Origin of the sequence: Natrialba asiatica DSM 12278 (assembly GCF_000337555.1) — an archaeon.
In the GTDB taxonomy this organism is placed as follows: domain Archaea; phylum Halobacteriota; class Halobacteria; order Halobacteriales; family Natrialbaceae; genus Natrialba; species Natrialba asiatica.
The window spans coordinates 303,495-317,897 of record NZ_AOIO01000040.1; the positions used below are offsets into that span (position 1 = coordinate 303,495).

Here is a 14,403-nt window from a genome sequence, read left to right on the forward strand (position 1 = left end):
GTCGTTCGACCGATCGATCACCGCGTCCAGTCACGCCTGCAGGACCGATTCCCCTTTAATGTCGGAGCGAATCACGTCACGTATGAGCCGGTTTGGCGAGGTCGACGACCAGTACGATCCCCACGCGCTCGAGCAACGGGTATTCGAGTACTGGGACGACGTCGACGCCTACAAACAAACGGTCGAGCACCGATCGGACGGTGAATCGTTCTTCTTCGTCGACGGCCCGCCGTACACGTCGGGCTCGGCGCACATGGGGACGACCTGGAACAAGTCCCTCAAGGACGTCTACCTTCGCTTCTTCCGGATGCAGGGGTACGACGTGACCGACCGCCCGGGCTACGACATGCACGGGCTTCCGATCGAAACCCGCGTCGAGGAGCAACTCGGCTTCGAGAACAAAAAGGACATCGAGGAGTACGGCGAGGAAAACTTCATCGAGGCCTGCAAGGAGTACGCCGACGAGCAACTCGAAGGCCTGCAGTCGGACTTCCAGGACTTCGGCGTCTGGATGGACTGGGAGGACCCCTACCGGACCGTCAGCCCCGAGTACATGGAGGCCGCCTGGTGGGGCTTTTCGAAGGCCGCCGAACGAGGGCTCGTCGAGAAGGGCCACCGCTCGATCTCGCAGTGTCCCCGGTGTGAAACCGCGATCGCGAACAACGAGGTCGAGTACGAGGACGTCGAGGACCCCTCGATCTACGTTAAATTCGACCTGCAGGACCGCGAGGGCTCGATCGTCATCTGGACGACGACCCCGTGGACCATCCCGGCGAACACGTTCGTCGCGGTCGACGAGGAGGGCGACTACGTCGGCGTCCGCGCGGAGAAAGACGGCGAGGAAGAACTGCTGTACGTCGCCGACGCCAAACACGAGGACGTCCTGAAGGCGGGCCGGTACGACGACTACGAGGTCGTCGAAGAACGCTCCGGCGAGGAGATGCTCGGCTGGGCCTACGACCACCCGCTCGCCGAGCAAGTCCCGGACCGCGTCGACGCCGAGGGCACCCACGAGGTCTACGCCGCCGATTACGTCGACACCCACGGCGACGGCACCGGCCTCGTCCACTCCGCACCCGGCCACGGTGAGGAGGACTTCGAGCGCGGCCGCGAACTCGGCTTCCCCATCTTCTGTCCCGTCGGCGGCGACGGCGTCTACACCGAGGAAGCCGGCAAGTACGAAGGCGAGTTCGTCAAGGATGCCGACCCCGAGATCACGAGCGATCTCGAGGCGGCGGGCGCGTTGCTCACCTCCGAGACCGTCACCCACAGCTACGGGCACTGCTGGCGCTGCGACACCGGCATCATCCAGATCGTCACCGACCAGTGGTTCATCACGATCACCGACGTCAAGGACGAACTATTGGACAACATCGAGGACAGCGACTGGCACCCCGACTGGGCGCGGGACAACCGCTTCCGCGACTTCGTCGAGGAGGCCCCCGACTGGAACGTCTCGCGCCAGCGCTACTGGGGCATTCCGCTGCCGGTCTGGACGCCCGAGGACCGCGACGATGACGAGGACATGATCGTCGTCGGCGACCGCGATGAACTCGCCGAGCGGGTCGACCAGAACGTCGATCCCGAGGACGTCGACCTCCACAAGGACACGGTCGACGACCTCACGATCACCGAGGACGGCACCACCTACACCCGCGTGCCGGACGTCTTCGACGTCTGGCTCGACTCCTCGGTCGCCTCCTGGGGTACCCTGAACTACCCCTCGGACGACAGTCGGTTCGACGACCTCTGGCCCGCGGACTTCATTCTCGAAGCCCACGACCAGACGCGGGGCTGGTTCTGGTCCCAGCTCGGCATGGGAACCGCCGCGCTCGGCGAGAGCCCCTACAAAGAGGTGCTCATGCACGGCCACGCGCTCATGCCCGACGGGCGCGCGATGAGCAAGTCCAAGGACATCCTGATCGACCCCCACGAGGCCATCGACCGCCACGGCCGGGACGTGATGCGCGCCTTCCTGCTGTCGAACAACCCGCAGGGCGAGGACATGCGCTTCTCCTGGGACGGCATGCAGACGATGGAGAACCACCTCCGCACGCTGTGGAACGTCTTCCGGTTCCCGCTACCGTACATGCGACTGGACGAGTTCGATCCGCGGGAGACGACCGTCGATGCCGTCGCGGATGACCTCGAACTCGTCGACGAGTGGGTCCTCGCCCGCCTCCAGTCGACGAAACAGACGATGACCGACCACTTCGAGGACCGCCGCCAAGACAAGGCGATCGACGCGCTCATCGAGTTCGTCGTCGAGGACGTCTCCCGGTTCTACGTTCAGGCGGTCCGCGAGCGCATGTGGGAGGAAGAAGACAGCGCCTCCAAGGAGGCGGCTTACGCGACAATCTACCGCGTCCTCCGCGAGACCGTCGCGCTGCTGGCTCCCTACGCGCCGTTTATCAGCGAGGAAATTTACGGCACGCTCACCGGCAGCCAGGAGTACGACACCGTCCACATGTGCGACTGGCCCGCCGTCGACGAGGCGTTCGTCGACGAGCAACTCGAGGCGGACGTGGCGTTTCTGCGCGCCATCGAGGAAGCCGGCGCGAACGCCCGCCAACAGGCCGGCCGTAAACTCCGCTGGCCCGTCCCGCGCGTCGTCGTCGCCGCCGACGACCAGCGCGTCGTCGAGGCGGTCGAACGCCACACCGACCTGCTCGCCGAGCGACTCAACGCCCGCGAGATCGAACTCGTCTCGCCGGAGGACCGCTGGGGCGAACTCAACTACAGCGCCGAGGCCGACATGAGCGAACTCGGTCCCGCCTTCGGCGACCGCGCCGGGCGGGTTATGAACGCGCTCAACGAGGCCCGGATCGACGACCCGTCCCTCGAGGCGCTCGCGGCGGCCGTCGACGACGAACTCGAGGCGGACGACGAACTCGAGGAAGCGATGGTCTCGTTCGTCACCGAAACGCCCGAGGGTGTCGCCGGCACCGCCTTCGGCCTCAACGGCGACGACCGCGGCGTCGCCTACGTCGACGCCTCGCTCACCGACGACATCGAGAGCGAGGGCTACGCCCGCGAGGTTATCCGCCGGGTACAGGAGATGCGAAAGGATCTCGACCTCGACGTCGAAGAGCGGATCGCGCTCGACCTCGAGATCGAAGACGACCGCGTCGCCTCGCTCGTCGACGACCGCGAAGCCCTCATCCGCGAGGAGGTTCGTGCAGATGAACTCGGCGCGGTCGAGGACGGCCACCGTAAGGAGTGGGATGTCGACGGCGTCGCGATGGAGATCGCGATCGAGTCGCTGGCGGCCGCCGAGGCGTCCGAGTAATCGCCCCGGAGCGAGACGGATTTTTTGTCTCCTGCTGAGCGGAGCGAAGCAAGGTCGGCGAGAGCGTCGCCCTCGCCGGACAGATTTTCGAGGAGCGGTAAGCAGTAGCGAACCCGACGAGAAAAGGTGGCTGCCGAGAGTACGGTCGAACCGTGGTCGATGCCCGTAGCGTCGAGCTAGCGACCGTCGGTCGCCAGGATGGTGAGTTCCGGACGGACGAAGTCGGTCTCCGTTTTCCGGTTTCCGTGCCGGCTTAGAGGACGTCCTGGGTGATGCCGCCGTCGACTTTGACCGCCTCGCCCGTGATATTGCGATTCTCGGCGAAGAATACGGCGAGCCGACCCATGTCTTCGGGTTTCTGGTCGCGGTGGAGGGGAATCGACCGCTGGATCGTCTCGTCGTAGGACTCCTCGCTCGCGGGCGTGAGAACGTCGCGCCACATCGGGGTGTCAACGATCCCCGGACAGATCGCGTTCGCGGTGACGTCGTCCTCGGCGAGTTCGAGTGCGAGCGTTTTCGTGAGTGCCAACACGGCGTGTTTCGACGACGCGTAGTGGCCGATTCCGACGGCGCTAATCTCGCCGGCGATGGAGGCTGTGTTGATGATAGCCCCTCCATCTTTGAGTTCCGGGATGGCGGCGCGCGAACAGAGGAAGACGCCCTTCGAGTTAACGTCCATGACGGCGTCCCACGCGCTTTCGTCCAGTTCTTCAATCGGCGAGTAGCTGATGATTCCGGCGTTGTTCACGAGGATATCGAGCTGTCCGAACTCATCGAGGGTCGTCTCGATCATCGCCTCCGTTTGGTCCGCGTCCGTGACATCGCATTCGACGATCGCCGTTTCGGAATCGGTCGTCGCCTCGATCTCGTCGGCGAGTTCTTCGGCGGGCTCGACGTTATCCGGTTTCGAATCGTCGTCGGCCGTCGACTCTGAGACGCCGATGTCGGCGAGGACGATGTTACAGCCCGCTTCGGCCAGTTCCCGCGCGATGCCGCCGCCGATGTCTCCTGCAGCCCCGGTAACGATAGCGACCGAGCCATCGAGATCGTGTTTCTCAACCATACTCGCCGTTCACCATCCCCGTGTAAAGTACTATTTTCGATGAAGATTGTATTTACAATTATGTGGACGGTCGCGAGTTCGAGCAGGATGGTTTTCCCGACGAGAGACACCGCGTCAGTGCTCGAAACCGAGTGCTGACGCGATTGCCGGAATCGAATCGGCGCAGCGATCGTGTCCGTCGCGACTTATAGCTGGTCGGCGAGGACCGGTGCGACCGAAACGGTACTCTGTTGTCGCTCGATCGTATCCGTGCCGTAAATCGCTTCGACGCCGGCCCGCGAGAGCTTCGTGACCGCGTTACTGGCGAGGAGCGGATGGACGCACGTGACGAAAACCCGGCCGACGCCACGGTCCTGCAGGACGCCAACGGCCTCGCTCATCGTCGACCCCGTCGCGATGATGTCGTCGGTGACGACGACGTCCCGGCCGGTCACGTCCACGTCGCTCGGCGAAATCTCGACCTCGGTGCCGGAGTGACGCACCTTCTCGAAGTAGTCGGTCTCGCCCTCGCCGTAGGTATCACGGACCGTCTCGGCGAGTTCAACTGCGCCGGCGTCGGGCGAGAGGAACACCGGATCGACGAGGTCCTCGGGGAGCGGTTCGGCCAGCCGACCCGCGGCGTCGACGGCGGTCGCCGTCGGCTCGAAGAACTCGCAGACGGACGTCTCGTGGGGGGTGACCGTGAGGACGCGATCGGTCCCNGCTCGAGATGGCGCGGGCGACGGCGCGAGCGGAGACCGGGTGGCCGGGTTCGAACGCCTCGTCCTGTCTGGCATAGCCCATGTAGGGGAGGACGGTGACGACTTCCGAGACGCCGGCCTCGCGGGCGGCGTCCTGAAGCTGGAGGAGTTCGAGGTGGGCGTCGCTCGAGACGGTCGAACCGACGACGACGGCGCGGTCGGTCGTAGTAGTGCCGTCGGTGGCGACAGCATCGTCGATACCGGGGACGGCGGCGAGCAGTTCGCCGTCCGGGAATCGGTCGTACTCGGCGGTGACGAGCGGTTCCTCGAGTTCACGTGCAAGCGCCGCGGCCAGCGCCTGCGACGCGGATCCGCTGATTATCATACTCGTACCCATTGGGTGTGGCGTAAACCAGCTTTCGTTCTGCGGCCCGCTCACTCGCTCGTGCCCTCGTCGAACGACGCGTCGCCGTCGCCACAGGGGCCGCTGCTCGTGTCGGCGTGGGTCGTCAGCGCGCCGTTGCGGTTGATCGTCACGAGCAGGTTGAGACAGTCGGGATCGTTCCACGACGCCGCCGTATCCTGAACCGGCTCGCCGTCGTCCAGTCGGAGGATGACGCGGAACTCGCCCGTCTCCTGCGGCCAGTCCTGCTCGAGCGTCGCGCCCGCGCCGGCGTCGAGTTCGTGCGTCGACCAGTGTTCGATGTCGCCGTCGAACTCGACGATGACGTTGATCGTGTGTTCGTCGTTGTCGAGGTTTTCGACGGCGACGTTGCCGAGTAGCGTTCCCGACGCACCGCCCGCACCACCGCTATCTGAACTCGAGTCGGTTTCGGTTCCGTTCTCCTCTTCGACGCCATCGCTATCGCCGCCGTCCGAGTTCGAATCCGCATTCGGGTCGCCCTCGTCCGCGCTACCCGAACAGCCGGCGATCGTTCCCGTCAGTGCCGTTCCTCCAAGCGCCAGTAGTCGGCGCCGCGGTAGGTCGCTCATGTGGAACCCGGAGACAGTCACGGATAGTTAACCTTCCGTTCGTCGTATCCGCTCCCGGCAGCCGTGCGGAAAAGCAACCTTCCGCAACGGCGCCTTCAACTCGTTCTTGAAGCCGATGAAACAAGACGAATCCGTAACATATTTTCTGTATCGATCAAACACAGAGAACGATGCCCTTCAATATCGTCCTCCAGTCCGGCGGTGCCGGACTCCTCGGCCTGATTGCGCTCCTGTTCTTGGCACTGCAGATCGGGATCATCATCTGGACGTACACGGATGCACAGTCTAACAGTTCGCATCCGGCCTTCCTCTGGGCGATCGTCGTCTTCTTCGCGCCCTTCCTCGGCCTCGTCCTGTACGTCCTCCTCGGACGAGATCGGATGGGGCCGGGACGGGGGCCGTCGGGAATCTAGCGCCCCGCCCTCGATTCCACAGTCGAAGCGGGAACCGCAAGCCCCGTCACGCCCGTCACACCGAGGGACCGTCGCCGCCACGAATTCCCCTCGTCAGTGCCCTCGCTCGTCACGAGAATCGTTCCCCGTTCCGTGACCGCATAGATCGGTCCCGCCGATTCGGAACCGCGATCTGAACTCGTCTCCGTCGCTTCATCCGATCGTTCGCGTTCGGCGGTCGGTCCGGTCCCGTATCCGATATCGACGATCGNGGGTGTCTCGATCGCCGTCCAGTCGCCGTCCGCGAACGCGTAGACTGCGCCGTTCGGGTCGTCCGCGCTCGAAACCGCGTGCGCTCGGGCGAGTCGGCCACGCTCCGTCCGCGGATCGGCGGTGACCGTCTCGAACGGTTCCTCGCGGATCGCCATCCAACCGTTCCCGAGTTTGTAGAGGCCGTCCGCGGTTGCCGCGAGCGGAATCCCGGCCGCGGAGACGTCGCGGGCATCCGAGAGGCCGGCGTGTTCGAGTTCGCCGTCGGCGGGTCGGAATCGGTAGACGCCGTCGTCCGTTGCGACGAGGTCGCGGTCGATCGCACGAACCGATGTGATCGCGTCGGCGCTGCAGCGGTGCCAGTCCGTTCCGTCGTTCCGCTTCCGGTAGCCGAGGTCGCCGTCGGGACCGGCTGCGAGGAGCGTCGAGTCGGTCGCGCCGACGGCGACGGCGGGGCCGAAGCCGGCGTTTGCGAGCGCGAGGTCGTCATCGCCGTTCGCACCGTGGTCATCACCGCGGCCGACGGCGGCCTGTCCCAGAACGTCCTCGTCGGTTGCGATCACGATGCGCCCGTCGACGGTTGTCGCGATGTCCCGCGCGTTACAGCGCGCACAAAGGCTGAACTCGCCGACCGTGTCCCCGGCGACCCGCACGCGAACGACGCCGATCGAACTCGTGACATAAAGTCGAGTCGCGCCGTCACGGGTGCCGTAGACGCGCTTTTCCTCGATCGAATCCATACGTAAGGATTGGCGGCACAGCCCGAAAGCGTTCCGTCTGCTCCGCAACCCCTTTGAGGTGGCCGGTCGGACTAGCGACCGATGGAAGTCTTCGGATCGAGTGGGAAACGTGGCGTCGCCAACGAGGAGTTGACGCCCGCGTTCGTCCTGCGTGTCGCGAAGGCGGCGGGGACGGCCTGGCAGGTGGACCGGGTCGCCATCGCACGCGATACGCGCTACACTGGACGGATGCTGGCCGATGCCGCAGCCAGCGGGCTGGCAAGTACCGGAACCAACGTCGACCGCCTCGGGATCGTCCCGACGCCGGGTGCACAGGGCTACGCGGAACGGATGGACGTTCCCGTCATCGTCATCACGGCCTCGCACAATCCGCCCCAGTACAACGGCATCAAACTCGTCGGTCGCGACGGCGTCGAACTCGCCGTCTCGGACCTCGAAACGATCGAGGACACCCTGCTGGCCGGCGAGTTCGCCGTCGCGCCGTGGGACGAAACGGGTCGCGTCCGCGAGATCGACACCGCCAGACGCGACTACGTCGCGGATCTCCTGGCGGCCGCCGACCGCGAAACGATCGCCGAGGCCGACCTGACGGTCGCTCTCGACCCCGGCCACGGCGCGGGTGCGCTGACCAGCCCCGAGTTCTTCCGCGAACTCGGCTGTCGCGTCGTCACCGTCAACAGCCAACCCGACGGCCACTTCCCCGGACGAGACCCCGAACCGGTTCCCGACAATCTCGGCGATCTGGGGCGACTCGTCCGGACGAGCGACGCCGATGTCGGCATCGCCCACGACGGCGACGCCGACCGGGCTATCTTCTTCGACGAGAGCGGTGCGTTCGTCTCCGGCGATGCGGCCCTCGCCGCCCTCGCCGCCGCGGAACTCGAACCCGGCGAAACGACCGTCTCGGCGGTCAACGTCTCCCAGCGACTCGTCGACGTCATCACCGAGATCGGTGCCGACCTCGAACTCACGCCAATCGGCTCGACGAACATCATCACCCGCATCGAAGAACTCGAGGCGAACGGTGAACACGTCCCCATCGCGGGCGAGGGCAACGGCGGGATCTTCTTCCCCGACTACCGACTCTCGCGTGACGGCGCGTACACGGCCGCGCGATTCCTCGAACTCGTCGCCCAACGGCCGGTCAGCGACCTCGTCGGCCCCTACGACGGCTACGCCAACGTCCGGCGCAACATCGAGTACGAGTCGACCGCCGAACGCGACGCCATGCTCGATGCCGCAGCGAACCACGCCCAGTCCGCCGACGCTGAACTCAACACCCGCGACGGCTACCGCCTCGACCACGGCGACGCTTGGGTACTCGCTCGCCCCTCCGGAACCGAACCTCTCGTCCGCATCTACGCCGAGGCCCGCGACGGCGAGCGCGCGACTGAACTCGCGAACGGAATGTACGAGACGCTATCGACGGCCAAGACGACTATCTGAACGGTCAATCGCACTTCTCCGGAGACAGGACCGTTCACAGTGATCCATTTCGAGCGCCGCCACACCGCGCGTTCGATACGTCGACGCCGAAACTACTGATTACCACTGGCTTGCTCGCATTACCCCGCGGAATTACTGACAACGGTGGATAGCGTTTATGGCCGGTGTCGTTTCACGCTGGCCGTATGGTTGACCGTACCGAACAGCCACCTGCAGACGAACCGACTTCCGAACCGGTCACAGAGACCGACCGCGATAAGCACCCGACTGACACAGCGACCCGCGTTCATCGCGGCTCCCGTTTCCGCCGTCGCCCCGTCCTTCAATCGCTCGCGGGCACCGGCCTCGCCGCGATCGCGGGCGTCGCCCCGGTTGCCGCAAGCGAGACAGCATCGGACCAGACCGAGACGAGCAGCGATACTGACGGCGACACCGGAACGGACGCGACCGCCGAACCTGAACTCGTCGCCGACCTCGAGCCGCCTGCGCTCCCGGAAAACCTCGCTCTCGATGACTCGGGAACGGTCTACCTCAGCCTGGCCGTTACGGGCGAACTACTTGCCGTCGATCCCGACGGGAATCAGGAATCGGTCGCCCAGTTCGATGTCGGCGAGGAGGGCTCGCTGCTCGGTATCGTCGCCATCGACGGAACGATTTACGCGCTGGTGAACTCTGGCGACCCTGAGACGCACGGCGTATGGACCGTCGACATCGCCAGCGGAGACACCGAACGCATGGCCGAACTGCCGGCCGAGGAGACGGCACCGAACGGCATCACCGTCGACCCGTACACCCAGGACGGCTTCCTCGTCACCGACCACCTGGGCGGGGCGATCTGGCGAGTGACGCCGGACGATGCGACGGTCTGGGTCGACGACGAACTCCTCGATCCGGACCCCGAAGCCGAGGGCGGCGTCGGTGCCGACGGGATCGCGATCAACCCCGACGGCGATGTCTACGTCGACAACCTCGATTACGGTCGGCTCGTCCGAGTCCCCGTCTCCGAGGACGGCAGCTCCGGTGAACTCGACCTGGTCGCCGAGGAGGACTCGCTGGTCGGCGCTGACGGCATGACCTTCGACAGCCAGGGTCGACTCTACGTCGCCGTCAACGCGAGGGATGCGATCGTCCGCGTCGAACTCGGTTCGGAGATGGACGGCAGCGAGTCGGTAGCGATAGAGGAGAGTGGGTCGATGGAAACTGAGGGCAACCGATCGATGGAGGGTGGGGATACCGAATCAGTGGAGAACGAGTCGGTGGAAAACGAATCGACAGAGAGAGCAGATAACGAGTCGATGGAGACGGAAGGCGGCCCGACGGAAGCCGAGGACAACGAATCGGTCGCGGCTGACTCGACCGGATCGACGGCGACCGAGTCGGCATCGGAGCAGGCCGGCTCACCGTCGATCGAGACGCTTGCCGAAGGCGGACTCCTCGATTTCCCCGCTGACGTTGCGTTCGGACGGACCGCTGGCGACGAAACGTTCCTCTATGCCTGCAACTTCGCAATCGGGCGGTTCGAGGCCGAAGCGGAGACTGCAGAGCCGAGTCTCGTTCGGCTCGACGTCGGCGCAACCGGCGCGTTCTTCGGACCGAACGAGTTGGTCGCGGCTGGTGAGACCGCCGACGGTGAGGCAGCTAGCGAGTCGGCTGACGATGCTGAGGTGGGAGATGCGGCTGATGACGGTGGGACGGATGCTCGAACCGATGGAAGTAACGAGACCGGTGGGGATAACGGGAACGAGAACGGGAACGGAAACAACGGGGAGACCGAAGACTACTGACGACAGTTCCAGCACCCGCTGATGGACGGGCAGCAGTGAACTCGCTGTTGTGCCGGAGGGCGCGCGATAGAACGCACCCGAGTACAGTAGCGACGAACCGATCGGGCGGCGTCTCCGGTGAGTTCGATAGAGAGGCAGCTAGTGATTCGTGAGAACGGCAACCGCAAAGGGGGAGAACCGATCAGATGACGCGGTTCTGCAGGTAGTCGAGGTGCTTTGCGTTGTAGACGATTTTGACCTCGTCGGTCTCGGCGGAGCCGATGCAGGTCAGACGGACGTCCTTGTCTTCGACCTCCTCGTCGGAGAGAATCTGCTGCATGTCCATCTGGATTTCCCCTTCCTTGACGATGGCAGCACAGTTCGCACAGGCACCAGCACGGCACGAGAAGGGCCAGTCGTAGCCCTGGGCCTCAGCCGCTTCGAGGATGTATTCGCCCTCGTTGACTTCGAGGGTGCCGTAATCCTCTTCGTCGAGCCCGGCGTCCGCTGCCTGGCCGAAGAGGTCGTCGTCATCCATGTCCCAGCCCTGGTCGTCCAGCACTTCGTAGTTGAGGTATTCTACCGTGGGCATCAACCGGCGGTTCGAGTCCCGCACTGGTATAGCTTGCTGTTCGGTTTTCAATGGTTTTTGAATCAGAATTTGGCGTTCGTTTGAAACTGATCGCTGAACTCGGCGCAGCAGACGGCCGATACGCGACTCAAAGCGGAACCAGGACGAGGAAGCCGTAGGACAGTCCGACGGAGGCTGCGGGGCCGATAGTCCAGAAGGAGACAACGCGTGCGATCGCGTTGGGCCGACCGAGGTCGTCTGCGTCGACCATTTCTTCGGGATCTTCCTCGCCGATTTTGGGCACTTCGTTCGGGGTTTCCTTTGTTACTGCGCCCGTCGTGAACTCGAGTTCTTCATCGCCGCGGCCGTTTTGCCGATGACACCGGCCCCAACCGCTGGTCCCCAGGCGATGCCCGTAGGTGAGCCACCGGTATTGAAGCCACCGAGGGGGGCGGCGAGAATTCCGAGTAGCATGCCCCTATCGACACGAGAGCCGAAAAAGCCCTTTCGAAGCGTCGAGTGACTGTTAACGCGGCTGAGAGCTACCGAACGCTCGCCAACGAGTTCAAAATCCGAATATCGGCACGAATCTGAACGTGAGGTAGGCACCGACTGTCGAGATGATCGGGACAATGTTTTGCATGAGGATGACGCGAGCCGTCGTCGACGGGTCGAACAGGTCGGAGGCGGCGGGGATGTCTTCGGGTTTTTCCTCGCCGATTTTGGGAGGTGTTTCGCCCGCCTCTTCGGCGGTGAGCGCACCGACCGACACTCGTGTTTCTTCACCGGCTCTGACACCGGAGAGCGTCGTCGTTCGGGTTGCACGCCCCCAGCCGAGGCCGATGATGCTCATCGTTGCCACGACGACGAAACTGGCGGGAATGCCGATCCAGGAGAGGCCGGTGACGATGGTCGAACTGATGACGGCGACGATGATCGCTGCTGTCAGCGGCAGGTTCGTGATGTCGTTGCCGAGCGTATCGAGCGTGCGGCGCGCAATGGTGAAACAGCCGATCGTGACGGCAGCCGAGCCGATCACGATCAGCGCGGTCATATCGATCGGAACGGCGGTCGAGCCGATCGCGAGTTCGGTTCCGGAGTCGGAAACGGTTCCGTAGATCGGGGCGATTGCGTTCGCGATGTTGCTCGTTCCGGACGAAAAGCCCATGAGACAACCGATGGCGACGACGACGAACGCACCGGTGACCTCGCGGCGGTTCGTGCCGTCGCCGAACCGGAGTCGAGGGAGCGTTCCGCTTCGGTCAACGGTGATCATTTCGCGACCTTCGCGGTTCGTTTCGATTGCAACCCATTCGTTGATTCTCGGGTAGAAGTACCGGCCGACGACGCCGGCGACCCAGAAGCCGGTGATCGGCGCAACGACCCACCAGATGACGATTTCGCCGAGAACATCCCAGGCGAGTTCACCGGTTGCGAGGCCGAGTGCGGCGATGGCGCCGACGGCGGTCATCGAGGTGGAAGCGGGGACGCCGGCGTAGTTGCCGAGAAAGAGCGCGCCGCCGATGAAAAAGAGGACGGCGACGTTCGAGCGCATCGTAAACACGCCGGTGTCGTGGACGAGGTCGTTACCGAGGGTGTCGACGACCTGCGGACCGATCGTGATCGCGCCGAGGAAGAAGAATATGGCCATCAACCCGGCGGCCAGTACCTTTGTAATGACGTTTGCGCCGACGGCGGGGCCGAACGCGGGGCCGGTCGTTGCCCCGCCGATGTTGTACCCGACGAAGATTGCGACGAGAATTCCCACGATAAGCAGTACTTCCGTCACGTGTGGGAATCACGCGATCCGACCCTAAAAACGCGCCTATTCCGGTCGGTTCCGACGAGGGTGACAACCATTTTTGCGACGGCTGGCGCGTTTCCTCTCAAAGCGGAGCGGTGAGACCCAAAGCGTTTCACCGAATCGTATCGTGTATTACGACAGCATGTTGCCACGCGTATCATCGACTCGGTGGGGAGGCGATCGGCGGAGTGAACGGCTGTTGTCGTGGTCGCAGGCGCGACTGCTGGTGACTGGTGCGGGTTCGAGTATTGTCCTTCAATGAGACCGGCACGTATCGACGCGCTCATCGACCTCGCGTACGGCGCGTTAATCCTCCTCTCGGTCGTCTTGATCGCGACGCTCGATATACAGATCGGGCTGGTGTTCGGATTGGGCGTGTTCGCCTCGTACGTGCTCCACGTCGTCTGGAAGATGGCTCGATTCGATCCGAACTGGATGACGACGGCCGTTCAGGAGTCCGTCGAACAGACCGTGGGAGAGACCGTCGAAGAACGGGTCGAACAGACTGTCGGAGAAACGGTCGAAAAACGTGTCGGGGATACCGTCGAGGAGACGGTCGAACAAACTGTCGAGGAACAGGTCGGACAGACGGTCGAGGAGACCGTCGGCGAGACGGTCGAACAAACGGTTGGCGAGACGGTCGAACAAACGGTTGGCGAACAACTCGAGCAGGTCCAGTCGCAGGTCGAATCGGTGGACGAACGCATCGATCGCCGCCCTCGAGAGGACCAGGTCGAGGAACTCATCGAAGAGTCGACCGAAGCGGACGACGACACCGAGAACTGATGCGGACTGCTGTCGGTCAGTTCCGGCGCACTCACAGGACGGGTCGCGGGTGCGTCTGGGAATCGGTACAGCAGAGCGTCTGATCGCGCGTCGAACCGTCGGCTCATCTCACCGCACGACAACGACCGGAACCGGAGATCGATTGACGACCTTTTTGGCGACGTTTCCGACGTAGAGGGAATCCGAGACCGAACCGCCGTGACTACCGATGACGACGGTATCGTAGTCATCCGCGCGGTCGATGATCGCGCGAACAGGGTGTCCGAGTTCGACGACGGTATCGAGTTCAGCGTCACTATCGGCGGCGGTGGCGATCTCTCGAGCGCGGCCGAATACCGCTCGGGCGTGTTCCTGTGTCGCTTCCTCGAGGTCGCCGGCGAGCGCGAGCCCTGTTGCCTCGCCCCACATCGGCAACGGCTCTCCAACGACGGTCAAGACGGTGATGTCGGCGTCGAGGGCGTACTCGGGGGCGTGCTCGCTCATTTCGGAGCCGTCCATCGGGACGAGAAGCCGGGAGGTCATTCCGTTGCTACGAGCGGTGCGAAAATAAACGGGAGGGGGTGATGGCGGTAGAGTCGGTAGGTGCGGTAGGAGCGGTGAGGGTAG

Annotated in this window: 12 protein-coding genes and 2 pseudogenes; 5 read left to right on the forward strand and 9 right to left on the reverse strand. The window is 64.2% G+C overall.

The annotated features are described in order from the left end of the window. Window positions 1–82: 82 nt before the first annotated feature. Window positions 83–3,289, forward strand: a complete 3,207-nt coding sequence (ileS, locus tag C481_RS19065; protein ID WP_006110972.1) for an isoleucine--tRNA ligase — start codon at window positions 83–85, stop codon at window positions 3,287–3,289. 253 nt (window positions 3,290–3,542) lie between these two features. Here ileS and C481_RS19070 read toward each other — a convergent pair whose 3' ends face one another. The 3 genes and pseudogenes from C481_RS19070 to C481_RS19080 form a co-directional block, all read right to left on the reverse strand. Continuing rightward, window positions 3,543–4,352: an SDR family NAD(P)-dependent oxidoreductase gene (locus C481_RS19070; RefSeq protein ID WP_006110973.1), complete on the reverse strand. Its 810-nt coding sequence runs from the start codon at window positions 4,350–4,352 to the stop codon at window positions 3,543–3,545. Between the two features lie 185 nt (window positions 4,353–4,537). Further along, window positions 4,538–5,417, reverse strand: a pseudogene (locus tag C481_RS19075) (ribose-phosphate diphosphokinase). 50 nt (window positions 5,418–5,467) lie between these two features. Further along, complete coding sequence (locus C481_RS19080) at window positions 5,468–6,025, reverse strand: hypothetical protein (protein WP_049904764.1); 558 nt, start codon at window positions 6,023–6,025, stop codon at window positions 5,468–5,470. A gap of 170 nt (window positions 6,026–6,195) precedes the next feature. Between C481_RS19080 and C481_RS19085 the strand changes: the two genes are divergently transcribed. Then, window positions 6,196–6,438, forward strand: a complete 243-nt coding sequence (locus C481_RS19085; RefSeq protein WP_006110975.1) for a PLDc N-terminal domain-containing protein — start codon at window positions 6,196–6,198, stop codon at window positions 6,436–6,438. Here C481_RS19085 and C481_RS19090 read toward each other — a convergent pair. Beyond that, window positions 6,435–7,427, reverse strand: a complete 993-nt coding sequence (locus tag C481_RS19090; RefSeq protein WP_006110976.1) for an HVO_0234 family beta-propeller protein — start codon at window positions 7,425–7,427, stop codon at window positions 6,435–6,437. The genes C481_RS19085 and C481_RS19090 overlap by 4 nt on opposite strands. Before the next feature lie 81 nt (window positions 7,428–7,508). Between C481_RS19090 and glmM the strand changes: the two genes are divergently transcribed. After that, entirely contained in the window at window positions 7,509–8,873 is a 1,365-nt protein-coding gene (glmM, locus tag C481_RS19095; RefSeq protein ID WP_006110977.1) for a phosphoglucosamine mutase, read from the forward strand. Between the two features lie 185 nt (window positions 8,874–9,058). Continuing rightward, on the forward strand, window positions 9,059–10,657 hold the full coding sequence (locus C481_RS19100; RefSeq protein WP_006110978.1) for an SMP-30/gluconolactonase/LRE family protein: 1,599 nt from the start codon (window positions 9,059–9,061) through the stop codon (window positions 10,655–10,657). A 181-nt stretch (window positions 10,658–10,838) separates the two neighbouring features. Here the strand turns inward: C481_RS19100 and fer are convergent, their stop codons facing one another. From fer to C481_RS19115, 4 genes and pseudogenes are all read right to left on the reverse strand, one after another. Continuing rightward, the gene (gene fer / locus C481_RS19105) at window positions 10,839–11,228 is read right to left on the reverse strand and encodes a ferredoxin Fer (protein ID WP_006110979.1); all 390 of its coding nucleotides are present in this window, start codon (window positions 11,226–11,228) and stop codon (window positions 10,839–10,841) included. A gap of 127 nt (window positions 11,229–11,355) precedes the next feature. After that, window positions 11,356–11,478, reverse strand: coding sequence for a phosphate transporter (locus tag C481_RS19110; protein WP_241434713.1), 123 nt, complete (start codon window positions 11,476–11,478; stop codon window positions 11,356–11,358). Window positions 11,479–11,564: 86 nt separating this feature from the next. Then, window positions 11,565–11,681: pseudogene (locus tag C481_RS22000) on the reverse strand (inorganic phosphate transporter); the annotation flags it as partial. A 91-nt stretch (window positions 11,682–11,772) separates the two neighbouring features. Continuing rightward, window positions 11,773–12,996 (reverse strand): inorganic phosphate transporter, encoded by a 1,224-nt coding sequence (locus C481_RS19115; RefSeq protein WP_006110981.1) that lies wholly within the window; start codon window positions 12,994–12,996, stop codon window positions 11,773–11,775. A 273-nt stretch (window positions 12,997–13,269) separates the two neighbouring features. On the opposite strand from C481_RS19115, the gene C481_RS19120 reads away from it, so the two are divergent. Continuing rightward, window positions 13,270–13,797 (forward strand): hypothetical protein, encoded by a 528-nt coding sequence (locus C481_RS19120; RefSeq protein WP_006110982.1) that lies wholly within the window; start codon window positions 13,270–13,272, stop codon window positions 13,795–13,797. 108 nt (window positions 13,798–13,905) lie between these two features. On the opposite strand, the gene C481_RS19125 is transcribed toward C481_RS19120, so the two are convergent. Beyond that, a complete protein-coding gene (locus C481_RS19125; protein WP_006110983.1) occupies window positions 13,906–14,319 on the reverse strand; it encodes a universal stress protein in 414 nt (137 codons plus the stop codon). Window positions 14,320–14,403: the final 84 nt, after the last annotated feature.

Coding starts and splice junctions, on each gene's coding strand:
- glmM (WP_006110977.1), top strand. CDS start 7,509: ATGGAAGTCTTCGGATCGAGTGGGAAACGTGGCGTCGCCAACGAGGAG.
- C481_RS19085 (WP_006110975.1), top strand. CDS start 6,196: ATGCCCTTCAATATCGTCCTCCAGTCCGGCGGTGCCGGACTCCTCGGC.
- ileS (WP_006110972.1), top strand. CDS start 83: ATGAGCCGGTTTGGCGAGGTCGACGACCAGTACGATCCCCACGCGCTC.
- C481_RS19070 (WP_006110973.1), bottom strand. CDS start 4,352: ATGGTTGAGAAACACGATCTCGATGGCTCGGTCGCTATCGTTACCGGG.
- C481_RS19125 (WP_006110983.1), bottom strand. CDS start 14,319: ATGACCTCCCGGCTTCTCGTCCCGATGGACGGCTCCGAAATGAGCGAG.
- fer (WP_006110979.1), bottom strand. CDS start 11,228: ATGCCCACGGTAGAATACCTCAACTACGAAGTGCTGGACGACCAGGGC.
- C481_RS19100 (WP_006110978.1), top strand. CDS start 9,059: ATGGTTGACCGTACCGAACAGCCACCTGCAGACGAACCGACTTCCGAA.
- C481_RS19080 (WP_049904764.1), bottom strand. CDS start 6,025: ATGAGCGACCTACCGCGGCGCCGACTACTGGCGCTTGGAGGAACGGCA.
- C481_RS19110 (WP_241434713.1), bottom strand. CDS start 11,478: ATGGTCGACGCAGACGACCTCGGTCGGCCCAACGCGATCGCACGCGTT.
- C481_RS19120 (WP_006110982.1), top strand. CDS start 13,270: ATGAGACCGGCACGTATCGACGCGCTCATCGACCTCGCGTACGGCGCG.